The organism is Streptomyces sp. NPDC046925 (assembly GCF_040644915.1).
Classification (GTDB): domain Bacteria; phylum Actinomycetota; class Actinomycetes; order Streptomycetales; family Streptomycetaceae; genus Streptomyces.
On record NZ_JBEYWZ010000020.1, the window covers coordinates 67,874 to 87,010 of the forward strand.

The window sequence follows — 19,137 nt, forward strand, 5'->3', positions numbered from 1 at the left end:
CAGGAGCGGGATGCGGGGCGGACGGCGCGGAGTTGCTGTCCGCAGCCCGAGCAGCCCGCTGCACCGCCGGGCCCGCAGCGGTCGGTCGGTTCAGGGGCTTCGCGGCAGCCGACGCAGTACCCGGCTGGGACGCGGACGGCCGAGCAGTCGGCTCGGGCGCGGACGAAGTACCCGTCGACGGCACCGAGGCAGAGGGCACTGCCCCTCCCCCGGCGTCCACCGAAGCCGCCCCGCTAACCGCCCCGCCGCTCGCGGCAACCGGGGCAGCCGACGCAGTACCCGGCTGAGACGCGGACGGCCGCGCACTCGATTCCGGCGTGAACGAAATACCCGTGGACGGCGCCGAGGCAGAGGGCACTCCCCCTCCCCCGGCGCCCGTCGAAGCCGCCGCGCTAGCCGCCCCGCCGCTCGCGGCAGCCGACGCAGTACCCGGCTGAGACGCGGACGGCCGGACACTCGGCTCCGACGCGGACGAAGCACCCGTCGACGGCACCGAGGCAGAGGGCACTCCCCCTCCCCCGGCGCCCGCCGAAGCCGCCCCGTTCCCCGCCCCGCCGCTCGCGGCGTCCGGCGCAGGCCCCCGACGGGCCGCTGCCACCGGCAGGACGCGGCGCTGTACCGCCGTAGGCGCGGCCGGTGCCCTGGTCAGGGCGGGAGGTCGCGTGGCGTCCAGGGACGGAGCGGGCGTCACGCGTACCCCGCGGGCCGGTGTGGGAGGCGGGGTGGCAGCGCCCGGTGCGCGGGACGGCGTGACGGCCGGCGTCCCGCTCCCCTCCTGCATGGCACGCGAGCGCTGCACGGTCCGGGGCCCAGGGCCTGGTACAGCGGACCCCTGTGCTTCAGGACTCCGTGGCCGCTGGGCGCCAGAAACCCCGGGTACCCCAGAATTGCCGCCCGTCGCTCCCGCGTTCCGCGCCCCGGCCACCGCAGCACGCTGCACCGGGGCGGGCGAGCCCACCGGCGCCTGTCGTGACCGCCGCGCGGACGACGGCCTCGTACCGCCAACTCGCGTGCTGGGCAGTGCAGATGCAGATGCCGCACCTCCCGCCCGCCCGGCGGTCGCCCCGGCCCCGGCGGTCGGCCCGGCCCCGGATGTCTCCGGAGCGGCGGCGGGTGTCGCGGCCCGCTGCACCTCCCGCAACGGCGCCACCGGCATCGGCCGCGCCGACGGGGGCGGCGACGCCGGTGTCCAGGGCGCCGCGCCCGCGGCCCTCTCAAGGCCAGTGACCGGCCGCGCCGTGGCGCTCAGCGTCCCGGACGAGGAGGAGGCGGAGGAGTGCAGGCTGCTCGACGCCGCCGCGTCCAGGACTCCGGTGCGGGCGGACGTCGCCGCAAAGGAGGGGTTCTGCCAGGTGGGCAGCCGCATGCCGAACGCGGAGTCCGCGACGCCGGACCCGCCGTCGCGCACGGCCCGCTGGATCGGCGGCAGCCCGGACCACGCGCCCGTGACCGCACCGGCACCGGCACCGGTACCGGCACCGCTGGACACGGCGTCGGACGGCACGTCGGACGCGGAGTCGGTGGCCGACGGAGCCGCGACCGCAGCACCGTCGAGCGCATCCGCGCCCACGCCGACGCCCGCACCCCGCCCCCGCAGCCGGTCGAAGAACCCCACCGCTCAGCCCTCCGCGCCGGCGAGCGTCACGAAGGACGCGATCTGGTCCGCGTAACGGCGGCGGTCGTGGTGTTCCAGGTCCAGGATCGTCTCCAGGTTCCAGTGGAAGTGATAGGCGACGTACGCGATCTCCTCGTGCAGCCGGTCGGTCGCGTACGTCACGATTCCCCCAGGCGGCTCCCGCCGAGTTCCACCTCGAACGGCTCGGAGCAGTGCGGGCACTGCACGGCCGCGCGGGTGTGCCCCTCGGCGTTGATCTGGCGGTAGAAGTCCTGGAGGAACGCCAGGTCGGAGGCGAACAGGTTCTCCACCGTCCCGTCGTGCACCGACGCCAGCGTGCCCAGGCGCGTGATGACCCGGCCCAGGAGCACCACCGACAGGTACGCGGGGTTCTCCTGGACGCGGACATCGCGCAGCGGGACCAGTTCGTCCCGCGCGGTCGACAGGCGCATCACGCCGTCGCGGTGCACGGTGCCGGCCTCGTCCACGTATCCGCGTGGCAGTTGGAAGGGGAACTCCGTGCGCAGGGCCCGCGGTGCGGTGTCGGTCTGGGCGGCGGGGGGAGCCTGAGCGGGGGACTCCGCTCCCCCCGCCGCGTTCTGGGACGGGGCCGGGGGCGCGGCGAGGGCCGCGCCCGTGTCCGGCACACCGACAGCCTTGCGGCGCATTACTCGATGACCAGTTCTTCGAAGACGATGGTCACGGTCTCGGTGAGCACGGCGGCCTCGCCGGCCTTCAGGCTGCTGGCGTCGATCTTGCTGCACCAGGCGTTGCGCAGGTTGTAGCGCTTCACCGGGTTGTCCTCGTAATCCATCATGATGATCGAGGCGTTCTTGCGGGCCGTGCTCATGCGACCGGTGATCGAGTCGTTGATCCACTGCGTGAACGCGGACGACTGGGTCATGCCGCGCACGACGGTGCACTGACCGTTCTTCTGCACGCCCGGCAGGATGGCGGTCTCGATCTTGCCCTGCGCGGTGTTCTGCTGGCTGACGATGATGTCCTGTTCGAGGGTCAGGCCGCTGACCTCCTGGAGATACTCGACCATCACGCCGTCGATCTGGAGACCGAAGTTGTGTGATGTGAGGGAGTCACCCTGCATGAGACTCATGGAATCGCTGTCCTTCTAACGCTTCGTGGCGATGGCGTACGACCTGGCGCTTCGTGGCGATGGCGTACGACGGTGGTGGGGGCGGACGGTTGAACGGGCGGGCGTACGGCCTACTCGTCCAACTCCCCGCTGCCGCTGGAGAACTGGGACAGACGGAAGATCACGAACTCGGCGGGCTTGACCGGGGCGACGCCGATCTCGCACACGACGCGGCCCAGGTCGACCGACTCCGGCGGGTTGGTCTCCTCGTCGCACTTGACGTAGAACGCCTCCTCGGGCCGCTGGCCGAAGAGCGCGCCGTTGCGCCACTCGGTGACCAGGAACGCCGAGATGTTGCGCCGGATGCGGGCCCACAGCGCGTGGTCGTTCGGCTCGAACACCACCCACTGGGTGCCGATCAGGATCGACTCCTCCAGGTAGTTGAAGTACCGGCGGATGTTCAGGTAGCGCCACTCGGGGTCGGAGGCCAGGGTGCGCGCGCCCCAGACGCGGATGCCGCGGCCGGGGAAGGCGCGGATGCAGTTGACGCCGATGGGGTTGAGCAGGTCCTGCTCGCCGCGGGTGATCTGGAGCTCCAGGTCGACGGCGCCGCGTACGACCTCGTTGGCGGGCGCCTTGTGCACGCCGCGCTCGGCGTCGTTGCGGGCCCAGATGCCGGCGATGTGACCGCTGGGCGGCATCATGCGGGCCTTGCCCGATGCCGGGTCGAAGGTCTTGAGCCAGGGGTAGTACAGGGCCGCGTACTTGGAGTCGTAGCCGGCCGTCTCCTGGCGCCACACGCGTATCTGACGGGCGTTCAGGGTGGGCGGGGGGTCGATGACCGCGACGCGGTCGCCCATCAGCTCGCAGTGCGCGATGAGGCCGAGCTGTACGGCCTTGACGGCCTCCAGGTCGATCGCGCCCTGCTGGTAGGCGGCCATGAGGTCGGGGACGGCCACCATGGAGATCTCGTCGATGGCTTCCAGGCCGCCGAAGCCGGTGCGGTCGGCGGAGTCGCCGAGGTACTGGGCCGGGCCGGGGTGCGAGGTCTCGTCCTGTTCCGTCGCCACGGGCACCGGCGCGGGGGCGGGCGGCGCGGGCAGGGCGACGGTCTGGTTCTCCGGGCGGGTGAGCTGCGCGCCGGACGCGTTCTCCGTCACCGTGATGAGCTTGGAGCGCTCCTTGACCTGCGTGACGACGTAGGTCCGGTTGCCCTTCTTGGCGCTCACGTCGAAGGTCTCGACCGGCTTGTCGCCGCTCTTGACGATCAGCTTGAAGCGCTCGGCGGGGCCCTCGCCCTCGGGGTCGGCGACCTCGACGCTCAGCGGGCCGCTCGCGCCCTGGCCGGTGGCCGCCACGGAGAAGGCGCCGAGCTGCTTGGGCTCGGCGGCGGGCAGCGCCGGTGCGGGCGCCGAACCGTTCACCGCGGCAGGGGTCTTGCCGTCCGCCGACGACCCTGCCGAGCCCTCGGAGGAGCCGCCGACGCGGACCACGTATGCGGCGGATCCGCCGTTGTTGAAGAAGCCGTAGACCGAGTGGGCGAGGTAGTACCCGTCGGTGAAGTCGCCGAAGGCGGCGACGTACTGGGTCCAGTTGGTCACCAGCGTGGGCTCGTTCAGCGGTCCGGACGAGGCAAGTCCGACGAAGGCCGCCACCGAGGTCCCCACTCCCTCGATCGGGCGCGAACCGCCGGACACCTCCTCGACGTAGACGCCGGGCGACAAGTAGGACGGCATGCTCTGCTCTCCTCGGGGTACGCGACGGGACTCCTTCAGGCTGGTCGCTGCCGAGCACCGGTGGAATGTCCTCGGGTGCCATGCCCCGGGCAACGTCGATGCCCGCAAGGGCACTCACCGTGGGCCGGTTACATGAGTCCGCTCGCCCCGCGTCGCTACAGCTCGCCGTGTACCGGCGCACGGGCCCCTGGCCGTGCGCCGACTCGGTCCGCTCGGGAGCGCTGCACCCGTCGGCCTATCCCCATTCGGAGTTCGCCCATACGTTTTGGATCGTTTCGCTGTGCCGTGCAGACTGCTTGCGCAGATCCGCGTCACGCTGGCTCTTGATGGCAGCGAATGCCGCGGGCTGCTCCTTTTGGAATTTCTCGATGGCTTCATACTGGTCGGCGATTTTGTTGTGTGCTGCCACGCCTCCCGTCACCATCGTCGCAACCCTGCCCGCCGCGCTGATGAGAGGATGCGGGATCGCCGATGCTGCCCGGCCGATGGCCGCGCCCGTCGCCAGAGAGCCCGCGGCAGAGGCCGCGGCCTTCTTCGCGTTCTCGGATTGCAGAGCTGCCCAGTCATCGCGAAGTCCCTTGCCTTCGCTTTCACTTGCCCGCTTCGCGAGCTCCTCCACCACCGAGTTGGCGTTCTCCAGTCCCTCTCCGGCCCAGAGGCCCCAGCGCACCATTTCCACGGTCTTGTCCGGGGCCTGCGGAGCCCTGGTCACCGCATCGGCGCGGCCGGTGAAAGCGCCGGTCACTCCCTCCATGAACCCTGTCGAGATCGGATTCTCCGGCGTCCGTTGGGCGAGTTCCGGCCTGACCCTGCGCGACGCGGCGTCGGCAAGCCCCGCCGTTCCCAGGCCCACGGCGGACGGTGCGGCGGAGGGAGCGGCGCCGGACTTGGAGGCGGCCAGCCGCTGCAGGAGATCCGGCGCCACGTCGTAGAGCGACATGTTCTTCTTGGCATTGGCCGGCCCTGATTGAGCGCGACCACCGGCCGCCTCCATGGGAGGCTCACCGATTTTTTCGCAGATTGCTTCAGCCAGTTCCTTCGCGCCGTTTGCAGTCTTCCCGTACACACGAGACTCGCCGTCGGTCAGTATCTCCTCGACGGCCGGGCCGAGACGAAATCCCGTATGAGCTGCCGCGCGAAGCGGGGTCAAGTCATGAATTCCACTGTAAACGAGTGCAACCGACACGTTGAACTGACCGAGGAACGCCTTCACATCATCGGCATTCTGCATTTCCTGAGTGGTCGACGTCTCAGGATCTTCCACACTGACCCGCCTCTGCACAGCGGGCGCGGCGAGAGCGCCCCCGGCGTCCGAGGCGTGCGTTCCGTGGTCGTGCACCTCGGCGGGCCCCGACAGCGAGGGTACGGGCGCGCTGCTGAGGGCATGCGCGGTGGCCTCGGCCGCCCTCTCGTGCTTGTCGTCGGGATCGCTGACCTTGATACCGCTGCGCTGAACGGTTCCCTCGACGTCTCCGCTGCGCTGCTGCTTGACGTGCTCCAGCTCGTGGATCATCGTGTGCCGGTCCAGCGGGCGGTCCCCGACGACGATGTGCTCGCCCGCCGTCAGAGCGTGCGCGCCCATCATCTTGGCGGACTCGGCCGCCGCCGCGTCGTCGTGCATGCGCACGGTGGAGAAGTCCGAGCCCATCAGCGACCCCAGCTCGGAGGCGACTTGGGGTTCCAGCGGCCGTCCGGGGCTTGAGAGGACCTTGTCCAGGCTCGCCCGCTCCGTATCGGCCTCTGCTGCCATGGCCTGTCGCATCTCTGCCTCCGGCCCGGCGAAGCCGTTGTCGACGGCGACCCGCCGCTGCACCGTGGCCGACCCGTCGCTCCGGTGTCCGCAGCCGGCGCCGTGCTGGTGCTTTTCCTGCGCCCAGGGATGGCCGGCATTGCGCAGCATCTGGACCACAGCGGCATTGCCTGCCGACGCCTGGCCTGCCAAGAGGCCCTGGAGTCCTGCCGCGTTGCTCGTCGAACGCTCACGCTGCTGCTGCCGACTGACGCTGCCTTCGCTGTTCTTTTCGCCGGATTGATCGCGCACGAGAGTCTCTCTTTCTTGGCCACGGGTACGGAGGGGGCTGCGGCAGCGTGAATACGGGTCTCGTCCGGGATACTCGGTGGGCCGCACGCGGCGCCAGGCACGCGGGGGCACAATCGGTGGCCGATCGGGCAGAGTTGGGGTGCGTCACGACCATGCGCCGACCTCACCCGAAGCCCGCGGGCAGGGCTTTGGTGACGTCGCCGGTCCGAAGTCGTCTTCCTGCCGGCCTCGCGGACACCACGCCTCGCCCCTGTGGGCAACGGGGTCTGCCCCGCAGTCTCCTGACGGGTTGCGTCGTCTCTTCTAGCGTCGAGGCGTGAGCCTATGGACTTCTCTGGAACCCGCTTCTGCGACCGTCGATCCCGGCAGCAGCACCACCGTGCGGCTGAAGGTGCGCAACACCGGTGACATCGTCGACGAGTACCGCTTCGAACCGGTCGGCGATCTCTCGCCCTGGACCAGGGTGGAGCCACCGTCGCTGCGGCTCTACCCGGGGACGACCGGCACGGTGGAGCTGACGTTCGCGCCGCCGCGCACGCCGGACGCGGCAGCGGGGCCCAATCCCTACGCGGTGCGGATCACGCCGACCGAGCACCCGGACGCCGTGACCGTCCCCGAGGGAAACCTCACCATCACGCCCTTCACCGAGGTGCGCGCCGAGTTGGTGCCGCCGACGGTCAAGGGCCGCTTCCGGGGCAAGCCGCGGCTCGCGGTGGACAACCTCGGCAACACGAAGGTCACCGCCTCGCTCAGCGGCAGCGACACCGGGGACCGGCTCTCGTACGACCTGCAGCCGAGCAACATCCAGATCGAGCCGGGCCGGGCCGCGTTCGTGAAGACGACGCTGCGCCCCCGGCAGATCACCTGGTTCGGGTCCAAGCAGGAGCAGCCCTACACGCTGGCCGTGCGGCGCTCCGGCACCGAACCGATGGACGTGGACGGCACCTTCGTACAACGCGGGATCCTGCCGGGCTGGCTGGCCACCACCTTCGGTCTGCTCCTCGCTCTCGCGATCGCTTTCGTCGTGATCTGGCTGACGTACAAGCCGCAGGTGAAGAGCGTGGCGCGGGAGAAGCCGGTGGAGGCCGGCAAGATCGAGCCGTCCCAGTCTCCCCCTCCGATCAGCAGCGCTCCGCCCACCCCCACGGAGAAGCCGGACGACGAGAAGAAGGACGAGGGCGGCTCGGACGACGACAAGGGCGACGGAGGAGGCGGAGGCGGAGGCGGCGGACAGCAGCCCCCGAAGCCCAAGCAGCAGACCGCGGCCGACGCGGTGCGCAAGCTCTCCGAGCGCAGCGAGGGCCGCCACATCTGCTACCGCGCCCTGGTCGCGGGCAAGGGCTGGCAGGATCCGGTGTGCGACGGCGCCGAGGCCGGCACGGTCGGCAAGGGCACGCCCATCAAGGCCCTGAACATCGCGACGGTCAACACCAAGGGCGTCAGCGGCACCGGCGCCTGGGTCGGCGAAGGATGGCGTACGAAGGTTCCGTGGTCGAACGCGCAGGACGGGAAGAACATGTACTTCGGCAGCTCGAAGAGCGCCGACCCCGTTCTTGAGGGCTACACCTTCAAGGTCTTTGAAGGTGTCGTATGCAGCGACGCCCGGGTGAGGAACGAGCAGTGGATGGGCCGGGTGTGCACCGACCCCGGCGGGTGGAAGTACCACGGAAGCCCGATCGAGAAGTACAAGGCGCTGGAGGCGGTCCGCTTCACCGTGTGACAGCCCCCCGCTGTCACCCCGGCTATCGCCCCGCTGTCACCGGCCGGTTCTCACCAGTTGGCTTCACCGGGGACGAGCCGGCCCGCCTTGCGGTACTCGCGGCGGGCGCCCTCCAGGAGGTCGCCCGCCGCTACCGGTTCGTCCCGGGCGGCCGCGAGGTAGGCGGCGGTGACCACCGCACTGCGGATGGAGCCGCCCGCCAGCTCGAAGACCCGGGCGAGCGGGTCGAGTTCGATGTCTTCGGCGTGCGGGACGTGCGACAGTCCGTGCCGCCACAGCGCGGTCCGCTGCTCCGCGTCCGGGAAGGGGAAGTCGACCACCAGGTCCAGGCGGCGGGTGAACGCGTCGTCGATGTTGGCCCGCAGGTTGGTGGTCAGGAGCGCGATGCCGTCGAAGGACTCCAGGCGCTGCAGCAGGTAGGCGCTCTCCATGTTGGCGTACCGGTCGTGGGAGTTCTTGACCTCGGAGCGCTTGCCGAAGACGGCGTCGGCCTCGTCGAAGAGGAGCACCGCGTCCGTACGGTCGGCCTCCGTGAAGATCCGCTCCAGGTTCTTCTCGGTCTCGCCGACGTACTTGTCGACGATCGAGGAGAGCTGGACGACGTAGAGGTCCACGCCCAGATCCGCGGCGACGACCTCGGCGGACAGCGTCTTGCCTGTGCCGGACTCCCCCGCGAACAGTCCGAGGACCCCGCGTCCGCGACCGCCGCCCGCGCTGAGCCGCCAGTCGCCCAGTACGCGGTCGCGATGGCGGGCACGCAGGGCGAGTTCCCGCAGCTGGGCGAGGGGCTCGTGGGGCAGGACCAGGTCGTGCCAGGTCACGTCGGGCCGGATGCGGCGGGCGTGTTGTTCGAGGCCGGAGGCCGATTGCTGCCGGGCGGCGAGCCGGACGTGGGCGGCGGTGAGTTCGGTCCCGTCGAAGGCCGCGAGCGCTGCAGCGGCCCTCGCGGCGCGCCCGATGCGCTCGGCGCCGAGATGGTACGGGGCCACGGTGCCGGCCAGGTCGAAGCCGTCGGCGGCAGCGCCGAGGGCGCTCTGCCAGGTCGCGGTGCCGCCTGCCGGGAGCCGGGGTGCCTGGAGCACCAGGGGGTCGTGCGCGGACCACTGGGGGTCGTAGGGGCGGGGGTCGGCGAGGAGCACGGTCACGTCTCTGGCGGAGGCCAACTCGGCGACCATGGATGCCGGTTGTTCGGGCAGCCCGGACACGACGACGGCCCGGCCGCTGAGGCGTGCCTCGCGCAGCAGCTCCGGGAGGTGGTCCGTGGGGCCGGAGAAGCGCAGTGCTCCGATGTCCGCCGTGTGCAGGGCGGAGGCGAGGACGGCCAGGGCGTCGCCCTCGCGGTGTTCCTGGAGGTAGGCGGTGCAGGGGCCCGCGCCGAGGCGGGTGGCGAGCCGCTGGACGAAGCCGTCGCCCTGCGCGCCGTGCGCGGTCTCCGGCTGCGGGGCAGGCATCGGGTGCAGCAGGCCCCGGAGCGCGGCGTCGGGGGTGGCGTCGCCCAGGAGGTGGGCGGTGAGCCGGTCGGGCACGCGCAAGGAGCGGGTGAGCAGCGGCCGTTCGGCGTCCTCGACCGTCAGCAGTCCCAGGGAGCGGAGGGGCGCCGAGGGGTGGAAGCGGGCGCGGGCGTCGGGCAGGTGCGGGGGTGTGCCGCACAGTTCCAGGGCGAGTCCCACGGTGGCGCGGCGGCGGCTCACGTCGTCGTTGAGGTAGCCGTACAGGGGCTCGAAGGTGCGGTCCAGGTCCGGGGCGAGGGCGATGAGCAGGACCGCCGTGTCCAGCTCGGTGAGGGGCAGCCGGGCGGCGATGCGGGCGAGCCGGTCGTCGGGGTCTGCGGGGGCGACGGGGTCTACGGGGTCGGCGGTGTGCTGCGGCGGTCGGGGCGCCGGTGGTTCGGTCTCCGGGATCGTGCGTGGGCTGGCGTGCAGCAGATGGCGTACGGCGTCCTCGGACAGGTACAGGCCGCGCAGCGGGTCGCCGGCGGTGGGGTCGGCGGCCGAGCGGGACTCGACGAGGGCGGTCACCGTCTGCCGCAGGCGGGCCAGGCGCTGGAGGAGGGAGTGGGCGGGCCCTGTGCCGCCGGGGGCTTGCGGGCGGTCATCCAGGGACGTCGTACTCATGGCTGCTCCGTGCGGCGGGCCGCCGCCGCCTGTTCGTGGGCGGTGCGGGCGGCCGCCACCTGGCGGGGCCGGTGGGAGCGGTCCGCCGATACGGGCGGGCCGCCGTCGGTGGCGCGAACCCGGACCGTCGCGCCCTCGGTGACCGGGGGCCCCGCGTCGTAGTCGGGGTAGGCCGGGAACGGCACGGTGACCGCGAGGTCCAGGGACGGCTTGAGTTCCCCGCCGAGTGCCGACCAGATGTCGGCGAGGGACCTGGCCTCCGACTTGCTGCCGGACACCGTCACGGGGATCGAAAGGCCCAGGCGCCCGAGCGCTTCCGGGAGATCCGCGGGTGACAGCAGCTCGTGCGGCAGGAGGGTCGCGAGGACGGCCGACAGCAGGCGGTGTTCGTCCTGCGGCGTCTTCGTCCAGGCCGTCACCAGATAGGAGAGCCGGAACCAGCGCGGGGGACGGCGGCGGCGTACGACGACGTCACGTTCGTCGCGCAGTCCGGTGTGGCCGCGCTGGCGCAGCGCCACGTCCTCCCGGATGTCGTACAAGTAGGCGTTGACCACGGGTGCGTTGCGCCGGGCCGCCCAGTCGCGGGTGGGCACGTCGAAGGACACGTCGATACCGGAGCCGGACAGTGTCCCGCCGCCGATGAGGCCCTTGAGCACCTCGTCCACCTCATGGATCACCCTTGCGCTCCCAGCAGCCGTTCGCTTCCCCGCCGTGCGGGCCGGTGACGGCCCTGCCCCCGATCGTGCTCTTCGCGGCGACCGGGGTGCAGGTACGTCGGGGATGACGGCGGGGCAGGGTTTGTTGCCTCAAGGGGCGGACCGGCCCTCGGTATGGCTCCTAGATGTAGCCCTCACGCAGGGCATGGGCCACCACGTGTGCCCGGTTGCGCAGGTTCAGGCGTGTGGTCAGGCCGTGCATGACGTTCTTGACGGTCCGTTCGGAGTACGACAGCTTCATGGCGATCTCCGAGGTGTCGAAGCCCTCCGCCACCAGCGCGACCACGTCCACCTCGCGTTTGCTGAAGCTCAGGAAGGATCCCGGCATATCGGCGCCGCTCCGGCGCAGCCGCCCGACCTGGCCGATGAGTTGGCCCAGCAGGTCCGCGGGCAGGTCGCCGCCGCCTCTCGCGGTGGTGAGCACCGCTTGGACCAGGCGGTGGGCGGTTGCCTCGTGACGCCACACTATGGCGCCCACACCGCACTCGATGACCTCCAGGAGTTCGTGCTCGCGGACCGTACCCGCGACGAGCACGGCGCGGGCCCCCTCGCTGCGCACGGCGCGTCTGAGCCGGGTCAGCGCGGCCTCGTCGAGGGTGTCCTCGATGAGCAGGGCCACCGCGGCGGGGCCGGAGTCCGCCTGCAGTTCGACCTCAGGGTGCCGCCGCAACTGGCTGAGGACTCCCTCACGGCTTATCGGGTCGGGGGCGCTGACGGCGACCCGCACCCGGCCGGGCATCGGTAAGACACGCAAGGACGGGGATGAGACCGGGGCGGCAGGGAGGTCCGGGGAGGCCTGGAGGTCCGGGGGCGAGCTGGACAAGCGAACTTCCTCACTTATGGAACTGCGCGGTGAAGCCCTGCGAAGAAAGCCGGCGAGCTGAACAGCTGAACTCCCCCGGAGCTGCGGTCAGCCATACGGATTCCTCGGGGCGGCCGGGGCGCCGCCGGCATGGGAAGGGTGGGTGGCCGGCGGCGTCCGGTGGTGGTCCGGTCAGGAGCAGGACTTGTAGAAGTGCTTCCATCCGTCGGCGGGCATGGCAGGCGGCTCGGCCGGGGTCCCGGTCTCGCCGTACTTCTGCTGCAGTTCGTAATCGTAGGCGCCGGGCCCGCCGCCCGGCTCCGTCAGGCGGACGGATCGCTCCCAGACGCCGTCGCCGTCGTTGTTGAGGACCGCGAGGTCCGGGTACGCGTCGTCGCCGTAGTTGGCGATACGCAGCTGCTTGGCCTCGCCGTGGGTGCCGATGTCGGACTTCTCGGCGGCGGCGGAGCCCAGGTTCGACCGCTTGAGCGGGCCGGGGCGGAACTCGGCGACGCGTGCGGTGTTGGGGTCGTCCCCGCCCGCGGGCGTGACGAGGTTGACGACCATGTCCAGGGTGCCGTCGTTCTGGAAGTCGGCGACCGCGGCGGTGGCGACCTCGCCCGTCTTCGCGCCGAGGAGCTTGGCGACGTTCTGCTTGCTGCCGAAGGTGCCGTCCGCCGCTCCCCACTGGACGGTCATCTTGAGGCCGGTGTGCCCGGGGTTGACGATCTTGTCGGGGCGGCCGTCGCCGTCGAGGTCGCCGACCAGGGTGGTGGCGCCCGCCAGACACGGAACGGTCGCACCGGCAGCCTTGCCGGACCGCGCCGCGCCGCCCGCGTCCGACGATCCGGCCGCGCTGGCCTGGTACCCGGCAGCGGTCAGGGTCAGGGCCACAGCCGCGACCGGCGCGGCGATCAAGCGTGAGCGCTTGCGAAGCATCTGCGAACTCCTCATGTCATTGCTGTCGAGAAGTGCCCGATCCAGGGCTCCGCTCCGCGCCGCGCCTCATGCAGTGGTGATCGCGATGTGGGGGGTGGGGGATCTTCCGGATGAGCACCCTTCGAGCTTGCGGGGTGATCCGTCCGGACCGCCATGAAATCCGGTCAGTTAGGGACGCTGGAACGCGAAATCACCCTCTGACCAGCGGGAACGTGTACTGCCCGGGACACGGGGGTGGGACGCGGGTGACTCTTCGGAGAGCCTTGAGAGCTTCTCTGGCGCCGGTGGGGCGAAGGGTCGCCTTCGCGCGTGCCGCCGTGCGGGGATCTCAGATGCCCGTGTGCCCGCCGAGTCGGGACGGGTCTCCGGCGCCGCGCAGGAGGGTGTCCATGACGCGGGTGGCGAGCATGTCCGCGTCCGCCTCGCCGCCGCCTTCCGCGCCTTCCTTGGCGGCCTCGTGGATGAGGGCGTAGTAGACGCGCCGGGTCCAGTCGAGGTCGATGCCGGAGCGGAGTACGCCCGCTTCCTGGGCGCGGCGGAAGAGCCGGATGCAGGTGTCCCGGACCTCGGCGTGGATGCGGTCCGCCTCGGGGTGGACGTCCTCGGCCGCGCGGTTCATGGAGAACGACCAATCGGTCTTTACGCGCAGGACGTTGGCGGTGACCTGGTAGAGGGCGACGAGGGGCGGTGCGGCGTCCGGGCGGGCGGCGTCGACGGCGTCCGCGAACTGCCGGGCGGCCCAGCCGGTGAGCTCGTCGAGGAGCGCGTCGCGGGTGGCGAACCGGCGGTGGACGGTGGTGCGGGCGACACCGGCGGCCTTGGCCAGTTGCTCCATGGTCGCCGCGGGGTTGGCGGCCAGGACGCGCTCGGACGCTTCGAGGATCGTCCGAATGGTCCGCTCGGTGTCGGCCCGCAGGGGCCGCTTCGCCTGCGGGTCCTTCTGCGGGTCCTTCTGCCGGTCCGTCTTGTGAGCCGTCTGCCGGTCCGTCTGCTGCTTCTGCGCCGTCACGCCGACATGCTACGTCCACACTCCGCCAGGGGTCATACATGCGACATGCGTGTAGCGCATCATGGATGCCGATCCCCGGGATGATGACGTACGGGGGCGATTGACGATGGAATCACTCGACGAGATCGACCGCGCCATCCTGGCACTGCTCCAGACCGACGGCCGGCTCACCGGAGCGGAGGTCGGACGCCGGGTCGGCCTCTCGCAGCCGGCGGCCGGCGCCCGTATCCAACGCCTGGAGAAGAGCGGAGTCATCGCCGGCTACCGCGCGGTCGTCGTTCCGGCCGCCGTCGGGCTGCACATCCACGCCGTCGTACGGCTGCGCACCGGCCACGCGCAGCTCTCCCCGGCGCTCGCCCTGGCCGCCCGTACTCCCGAGGTCGTCTCGACCCTCCGCGTGACCGGCGATGACTGCCTGCTGCTCGACGTGCACTGCTCGCACGCCGAACGCCTCGAACAAGTCGTGGACTCCCTGGCCCGCTACGGCCCGGTCACCACCTCCCTCGTACTGCGCAGCTATCCGCACAAACCGCTGCCGATGGCGCCGTCAGCCACGTCCTGACCCGGCCATTTCCCGTTCCCTGGGCTGCTCCCGGGGGCGTCGGCAAGACAGCGCCGGATCCGGCTAGCCGTTCAGCAGGTCGCCCAGCACGGCCGCCACGAATCCGGCGAGCGGTACGAGGGCCAGGGCCGCCCCGAATACGACGAGGAAGAGGGCCATGGTCATATGGGCGAACGCCCGGCCGCCGCGGACCCTGCTGGGGTGCTGCGGGTCGTAGGTGACGTCCACGGAAGAATTCCGGAGCCGCATCAGGACGGTGACCGACGACTCGTGCGTCACCGTGACACCGTCGGCCGTCGTGAACCGCAGGACGGGGTACATGGCCTGCTGCTTGGTCGACGTGCGGTAGTCGACGATCTCGCCGGGCACCGTCACGCCGCGGCGCCGCAGAATCCACGGGTCGCGCACGAAGAACCGCCAGGCCGCCAGCAGGAGTCCGGCGCCGAAGGGCAGCAGGTACAAGGTGGTACCCAGCCAGTACGCCTGATCGGGATCCTCCACGACCGTGAACAGCAGGACGATCAGCAGCAGATAGCCGCCCGCCCCCATGGTCACCCGGGCCGCGCGGGTGTTGAGCGCCAGAGGCGTCCGGGGCGTGGGCCCGGTGGTCACCAGCGCCGCTCCGTCCGCCACGGGGGTAACGCCTTCCATGGCCTGCCGCAGCCCCTCGGTGAACGCGCCCACCGCGTTGCTGTTGCCGCTGCTCACCCTAAAACCGTCCCCCACGGTGTCGCCGCTGATCCGCAGCCGCACGGAGGTCCTGCCGTCACTCTCCACGGCACCGAGGGCCCGCAACGGTATGCACCACGTAGCGCGCCCCCGCACCACAAGCACCTCCCCGCTCTCCAGCCGCATGACGCCCCCGCGCCCTTTCAACACAATCCGCACACCCCGCCCCATAAGCCGGATCCTACGGCCCAACTGGCCCATCAAAGCCTGCCGTTGCCGACCACGGCCCCTGCCGCAGCTCGGCACAGTCGTCAACGAAGGCGCAGAGCCGGCGGATCAGACTCAAGCTGTCGGCGTACGTGCCGGCATGGACGCCGGCCTGCCGCCCATCGGCTCTGCCCTGAAGCCACTGATGCCACAGCCCGTCCGGCGCCAGGAAACGGGCGGCTTTGTCGTGACCGAGGTTGAGGTCGACGTACACGAGGGCGCCCATGGCCACGCTCTGGTCGTAGCCGAGGTCGGGGCGGCGCAGGTAGCGATCAAGGTAGGCGGTCAGGTGATCGGCGTCGTCCGGCGTACCGAAGGAGGCGAGGGCCACGCAGTACGCAGAACCTGCGCAGCAGACCTCGCTGGCCAGCAGAAGCTCACCGAGGCGGTCGCGGAACTCGGTCCGCCGGGACACGGCGACGAGCCACGCGGCGGTTCTGCGCTCACGCCATCCGCCTTTGAGGAGGGTGGCGATTTCGGGCGCGGTGATAACCCCGGCGTCCGCAGCAAGAAGCCGCACGAACCGGCCGAGCTCAGGTTCCTCCAACCTCAACAGTCCCCCGCCGAGCTTGAGATAACGACGGCCGGGCGTCACGTACCGGCGAACCAGCTCCCGCAGCTCGGCATCCTCATCGCTGTGTCGCACCCCAGGATCCTGACCCGCCGAGGACGATCGAGCCATGCCGCATCGTCATGCCGCCTCAGGTAGCGAACTCGCCGAGCCAGCCGTGCCGCAGGAGGTGATGGGGCAGGTACTCCGACTCGACCTCGATGGGGAACCCCCCGTCGAAGGCCAGGCAGGCAATGGCCAGCGGGCCAATCGCGATAGTGCCGTCGATGTCGCTCTTGCGGTCCTCGTTCAAGGTCCAGTACGCACGGTGCAGTTTCAGCGCCTCGACCAAGGCCGGTCCGAAGCCCTCCTCATCCTTGATCACAAGGCGATAGAAGAGATTGATCGGCGGGTAGAGGATGCCGTCCAACAGGTCCCGTGGGGCGATATGTGCCACTGCCGTATCGGAGGCTTCGAATGTGGCCGTGAGCTTCTCCACCAGGCCGGGGCGTCGCAGCCAGTAGGTCTGCAGTGTGTCCACCCAGTGGTAGACGTACTCGTCGTACTTGCCTTGCCGCGCACGCAAGCGGTCGAGCGGGATCTCGCACAGCTGCGTCATCCGTTCCTGTTCTCGGCAGATGACGGCCAGCCAAAACGCCTGAAGCCAGGTGCCCGCATCAGCGGTCGGCAGCGGGCCGAGGGCCCGCAGGCTGCGTACCTTGCGGTCGATCCGGCACTCGACGGTGCCTTCGCTCATACCGGTGACGGCAAATAGCGCTGACCCCACCTGCATCGCCGTGGACGCCGCCTCCCATGTCTCCAGCTCCGCTGCCCGCGGGTCGAGCACACTACGCGCGCGGAGGTTCAGGATTGACGTGTCAAAGACTCCGTCGAGAACTGCTGTGGACTCCTCAAGCTGACTGATCTCCTCGCTGAAGAACTGACCGATCCGTTGCGCATACGCTTCGGCCTCGGGCCCTGCCGGCAGTCCATGCCGTTCGATACGTACGGTCACTGATGAGTCCCCTCCTTGATGTCGAACCGGTGTCGCGCGTTCGATCAGATCACGCGGGGGTGTATGGGTCTGCGTGTGCCGGCATGTCGGGCGTTCAGTACCGCAGCCACGACGATCCATGCCCTTGTGTCCCGACGCCGTGGTGCCGCGAAGTCGTGGCCCGCACAGACCATGGGCTCCGAGCATCGGGGACATCCGCGCTCGCCAGGGACCGCTGACCGCCCCCCGCGGACACCGGCCGCCTCGCCCCCCTAGCGTGCGGCGAGGCGGTTCAGGAGGGTGGCGCTTTTGGAGAGCAGCTCCCTTTCCTCGTCGGAGAGTTCGGCCTCGATGGCCAGGGCGAGCCAGCCTGCCCTGCGGCCGCGTTCCGCTTCGAGTGCCGCCCGGCCCGCGTCCGACAGTTCGACCAGTGACTTGCGGCCGTCGGTGGGGTGGGCCCGGCGGGTGATCAGGTTCTGTTCCATGAGCAGGCCCACCGCCCTGGCCATCGACTGGGGGCGCACGTGCTGGTTGGCGGCGAGGTCGCTGGTGGTCATGGCGCCGTCGCGGTCGAGTGCGCCGAGCACGGCGACCTGGCCGAGCGGGATGCGGTCCTCGTGCCTGACGCGGCGGGTGAGCTTGCCCATCGCGGTACGCAGTTCTGCGGCGATGGCGGCGGCTTCCGGGGTGGGCATACGGCACTTTACCCCGCTACCGGGCAGCGAAGCCGTGCAGCTGACCTGCGCAGAGTCGCCATAGGGCAGGGGTGTGCAGCAAAACTGCTCAGCAATACTGCACAGCATTGCTGTAGGGTTTCGTTCCGTCGGGCTCAGCGCCAGCGTTGTCGCAGCCGGGGCCACGGCACACGACAACGGGGAGGATCTCCCATGTCCGAAACAGCAGCAGCCGGGACCGTCGACGCCACCATCGAGGCCGTCACCGCCCGCCGGATCATCGACAGCCGGGGCAACCCCACGGTCGAGGTCGACGTCGTGCTGAGGGACGAGCACCTGGGGCGCGCGGCCGTTCCCTCCGGCGCGTCCACCGGCGCCCGGGAGGCCGTGGAGCTGCGCGACGGGGACTCCGCGCGCTGGCACGGCAAGGGCGTCGACCGCGCGGTGGCCCACGTCAACGGAGAGATCGCGGCGGCCGTGCGCGGCCGGGACGCGGCGGACCAGGCGGGGCTCGACGCCGCGCTCGTCGCCCTCGACGGCACCGCCACGAAGTCCCGGCTCGGCGCCAACGCGATCCTCGGCGTGTCCCTCGCCGCCGCCAAGGCCGCCGCGGCGGCCCACCGTCAGCCCCTCTACCGCTACCTCGGCGGCGCCGACGCCCACCTCCTGCCGCTGCCGATGATGAACATCGTCAACGGCGGCGCGCACGCCGACAATCCGCTGGACTTCCAGGAGTTCATGATCGCGCCCGTCGGCGCGGACACCTTCGCCGAAGCCGTACGCATGGGCAGCGAGGTCTTCCACACCCTGCGCCGCGATCTGCTGGCCGCCGGGCACTCCACCGGCGTCGGCGACGAGGGCGGTTTCGCGCCCGCGCTGCGTACGGCCGAGGAAGCGCTCGACTTCGTGATGAGCGCCATCGAGCGCACCGGCTACCGCCCCGGCACGGACATCGGCCTGATCATGGACCCGGCGTCGTCGGAGTTCTTCCGCGAGGGCGTGTACGACTACGCGGGCGAGGGAGTGCGCCGCACACCCTCCGAGAACGCCGACTACCTCGCCAAGCTCATCGACTCGTACCCGATCGTCTCCATCGAGGACCCGATGGCGGAGAACGACCTGGACGGCTGGCGTGAGCTGACCGCCCGCGTCGGCGACCGCTGCCAGCTCACCGGCGACGACGTGTTCTGCACCAACGAGACGCTGCTGCGCGACGGCATCCGCACCGGCGTCGGCAACTCCGTCCTGGTCAAGGTCAATCAGATCGGAACCCTGACCGAGGCGCTGAACGCGGTGGCCACGGCCCATCAGGCGGGCTGGACGGCGGTCATGTCGCACCGCTCGGGCGAGACGGAGGACACCACCATCGCGGATCTGGCGGTGGCGACCGGCTGCGGTCAGATCAAGACCGGCTCCCTCTCCCGCTCCGACCGCACGGCGAAGTACAACCAACTGATCCGTATCGAGGAGGAGTTGGGCGACGCGGCTCGTTTCGCCGGCCGCTCCGCGCTGCGTCGGGCGTGAGCAGCGGACACAGGTAGCGGACCGCGAAACGAGCCGCGTCGCCCAACTCCTCCTCGATACGGATCAGTTGGTTGTACTTCGCCGTGCGGTCGGAGCGGGAGAGGGAGCCGGTCTT

The 19,137-nt window shown here is 70.8% G+C and carries 18 protein-coding genes and 1 pseudogene; 4 read left to right on the plus strand and 15 right to left on the minus strand.

The features are described 5' to 3' along the window. The first annotated feature begins 1,010 nt into the window (after positions 1-1,010). Positions 1,011-1,670: a hypothetical protein gene (locus ABZ906_RS43545; protein WP_361392650.1), complete on the plus strand. Its 660-nt coding sequence runs from the start codon at positions 1,011-1,013 to the stop codon at positions 1,668-1,670. Here the strand turns inward: ABZ906_RS43545 and ABZ906_RS43550 are convergent. The 5 genes from ABZ906_RS43550 to ABZ906_RS43570 form a co-directional block, all read right to left on the minus strand. Next, positions 1,619-1,777, minus strand: a complete 159-nt coding sequence (locus ABZ906_RS43550) for a DUF6760 family protein (RefSeq protein ID WP_361195977.1) — start codon at positions 1,775-1,777, stop codon at positions 1,619-1,621. The two genes, ABZ906_RS43545 and ABZ906_RS43550, sit on opposite strands and share 52 nt — an antisense overlap. After that, entirely contained in the window at positions 1,774-2,283 is a 510-nt protein-coding gene (locus tag ABZ906_RS43555) for a hypothetical protein (RefSeq protein ID WP_361392653.1), read from the minus strand. The genes ABZ906_RS43550 and ABZ906_RS43555 overlap by 4 nt, the downstream gene beginning before the upstream one ends. Then, the gene (locus ABZ906_RS43560) at positions 2,283-2,726 is read right to left on the minus strand and encodes a phage tail protein (RefSeq protein ID WP_361195981.1); all 444 of its coding nucleotides are present in this window, start codon (positions 2,724-2,726) and stop codon (positions 2,283-2,285) included. The genes ABZ906_RS43555 and ABZ906_RS43560 overlap by 1 nt, the downstream gene beginning before the upstream one ends. 110 nt (positions 2,727-2,836) lie before the next feature. Further along, a complete protein-coding gene (locus ABZ906_RS43565) occupies positions 2,837-4,441 on the minus strand; it encodes a phage tail sheath subtilisin-like domain-containing protein (RefSeq protein WP_361392656.1) in 1,605 nt (534 codons plus the stop codon). A 235-nt stretch (positions 4,442-4,676) separates the two neighbouring features. Continuing rightward, positions 4,677-6,482, minus strand: a complete 1,806-nt coding sequence (locus tag ABZ906_RS43570; RefSeq protein WP_361392659.1) for a DUF4157 domain-containing protein — start codon at positions 6,480-6,482, stop codon at positions 4,677-4,679. 316 nt (positions 6,483-6,798) lie between these two features. Here ABZ906_RS43570 and ABZ906_RS43575 point away from each other — a divergent pair, with 316 nt between their 5' ends. After that, positions 6,799-8,202 carry a hydrolase gene (locus tag ABZ906_RS43575; RefSeq protein WP_361392662.1) on the plus strand — a complete coding sequence of 468 codons (1,404 nt, stop codon included), beginning with the start codon at positions 6,799-6,801 and terminating at the stop codon, positions 8,200-8,202. 50 nt (positions 8,203-8,252) lie between these two features. On the opposite strand, the gene ABZ906_RS43580 is transcribed toward ABZ906_RS43575, so the two are convergent. The 5 genes from ABZ906_RS43580 to ABZ906_RS43600 form a co-directional block, all read right to left on the minus strand. After that, complete coding sequence (locus ABZ906_RS43580) at positions 8,253-10,316, minus strand: AAA family ATPase (protein WP_361392664.1); 2,064 nt, start codon at positions 10,314-10,316, stop codon at positions 8,253-8,255. Further along, a complete protein-coding gene (locus ABZ906_RS43585; protein WP_361392667.1) occupies positions 10,313-10,993 on the minus strand; it encodes a DUF4255 domain-containing protein in 681 nt (226 codons plus the stop codon). The genes ABZ906_RS43580 and ABZ906_RS43585 overlap by 4 nt, the downstream gene beginning before the upstream one ends. A gap of 160 nt (positions 10,994-11,153) precedes the next feature. Then, positions 11,154-11,771: a response regulator transcription factor gene (locus tag ABZ906_RS43590; RefSeq protein ID WP_361196184.1), complete on the minus strand. Its 618-nt coding sequence runs from the start codon at positions 11,769-11,771 to the stop codon at positions 11,154-11,156. 255 nt (positions 11,772-12,026) lie between these two features. Beyond that, complete coding sequence (locus tag ABZ906_RS43595) at positions 12,027-12,773, minus strand: VCBS repeat-containing protein (protein WP_361392670.1); 747 nt, start codon at positions 12,771-12,773, stop codon at positions 12,027-12,029. Positions 12,774-13,101: 328 nt separating this feature from the next. Continuing rightward, complete coding sequence (locus ABZ906_RS43600) at positions 13,102-13,689, minus strand: helix-turn-helix domain-containing protein (RefSeq protein ID WP_361392714.1); 588 nt, start codon at positions 13,687-13,689, stop codon at positions 13,102-13,104. A gap of 199 nt (positions 13,690-13,888) precedes the next feature. Between ABZ906_RS43600 and ABZ906_RS43605 the strand changes: the two genes are divergently transcribed. Next, a complete protein-coding gene (locus tag ABZ906_RS43605) occupies positions 13,889-14,344 on the plus strand; it encodes an Lrp/AsnC family transcriptional regulator (protein WP_361392673.1) in 456 nt (151 codons plus the stop codon). A 63-nt stretch (positions 14,345-14,407) separates the two neighbouring features. Here ABZ906_RS43605 and ABZ906_RS43610 read toward each other — a convergent pair whose 3' ends face one another. The 4 genes from ABZ906_RS43610 to ABZ906_RS43625 all read right to left on the minus strand — a co-directional run bounded on the left by ABZ906_RS43610 (position 14,408) and on the right by ABZ906_RS43625 (position 17,519). Next, positions 14,408-15,121 (minus strand): DUF3592 domain-containing protein, encoded by a 714-nt coding sequence (locus ABZ906_RS43610; RefSeq protein ID WP_361392676.1) that lies wholly within the window; start codon positions 15,119-15,121, stop codon positions 14,408-14,410. A 133-nt stretch (positions 15,122-15,254) separates the two neighbouring features. Continuing rightward, positions 15,255-15,926, minus strand: a complete 672-nt coding sequence (locus ABZ906_RS43615; protein WP_361392679.1) for a DUF6000 family protein — start codon at positions 15,924-15,926, stop codon at positions 15,255-15,257. Between the two features lie 55 nt (positions 15,927-15,981). Further along, complete coding sequence (locus ABZ906_RS43620) at positions 15,982-16,845, minus strand: immunity 49 family protein (RefSeq protein ID WP_361392682.1); 864 nt, start codon at positions 16,843-16,845, stop codon at positions 15,982-15,984. A gap of 251 nt (positions 16,846-17,096) precedes the next feature. Next, on the minus strand, positions 17,097-17,519 hold the full coding sequence (locus tag ABZ906_RS43625; RefSeq protein ID WP_361392685.1) for a MarR family transcriptional regulator: 423 nt from the start codon (positions 17,517-17,519) through the stop codon (positions 17,097-17,099). A gap of 192 nt (positions 17,520-17,711) precedes the next feature. On the opposite strand from ABZ906_RS43625, the gene eno reads away from it, so the two are divergent. Then, positions 17,712-19,022 (plus strand): phosphopyruvate hydratase, encoded by a 1,311-nt coding sequence (gene eno, locus ABZ906_RS43630; protein ID WP_361392688.1) that lies wholly within the window; start codon positions 17,712-17,714, stop codon positions 19,020-19,022. A 16-nt stretch (positions 19,023-19,038) separates the two neighbouring features. Here the strand turns inward: eno and ABZ906_RS43635 are convergent. Continuing rightward, positions 19,039-19,137, minus strand: a pseudogene (locus ABZ906_RS43635) (hypothetical protein); the annotation flags it as partial.

Excerpts from the sequence above, each read along its gene's own strand:
- ABZ906_RS43595 (WP_361392670.1), bottom strand. The coding sequence starts at position 12,773 with ATGCTTCGCAAGCGCTCACGCTTGATCGCCGCGCCGGTCGCGGCTGTG.
- ABZ906_RS43590 (WP_361196184.1), bottom strand. The coding sequence starts at position 11,771 with ATGCCCGGCCGGGTGCGGGTCGCCGTCAGCGCCCCCGACCCGATAAGC.
- ABZ906_RS43580 (WP_361392664.1), bottom strand. The coding sequence starts at position 10,316 with ATGAGTACGACGTCCCTGGATGACCGCCCGCAAGCCCCCGGCGGCACA.
- ABZ906_RS43560 (WP_361195981.1), bottom strand. The coding sequence starts at position 2,726 with ATGAGTCTCATGCAGGGTGACTCCCTCACATCACACAACTTCGGTCTC.
- ABZ906_RS43565 (WP_361392656.1), bottom strand. The coding sequence starts at position 4,441 with ATGCCGTCCTACTTGTCGCCCGGCGTCTACGTCGAGGAGGTGTCCGGC.
- ABZ906_RS43625 (WP_361392685.1), bottom strand. The coding sequence starts at position 17,519 with ATGCCCACCCCGGAAGCCGCCGCCATCGCCGCAGAACTGCGTACCGCG.
- ABZ906_RS43555 (WP_361392653.1), bottom strand. The coding sequence starts at position 2,283 with ATGCGCCGCAAGGCTGTCGGTGTGCCGGACACGGGCGCGGCCCTCGCC.
- eno (WP_361392688.1), top strand. The coding sequence starts at position 17,712 with ATGTCCGAAACAGCAGCAGCCGGGACCGTCGACGCCACCATCGAGGCC.
- ABZ906_RS43605 (WP_361392673.1), top strand. The coding sequence starts at position 13,889 with ATGGAATCACTCGACGAGATCGACCGCGCCATCCTGGCACTGCTCCAG.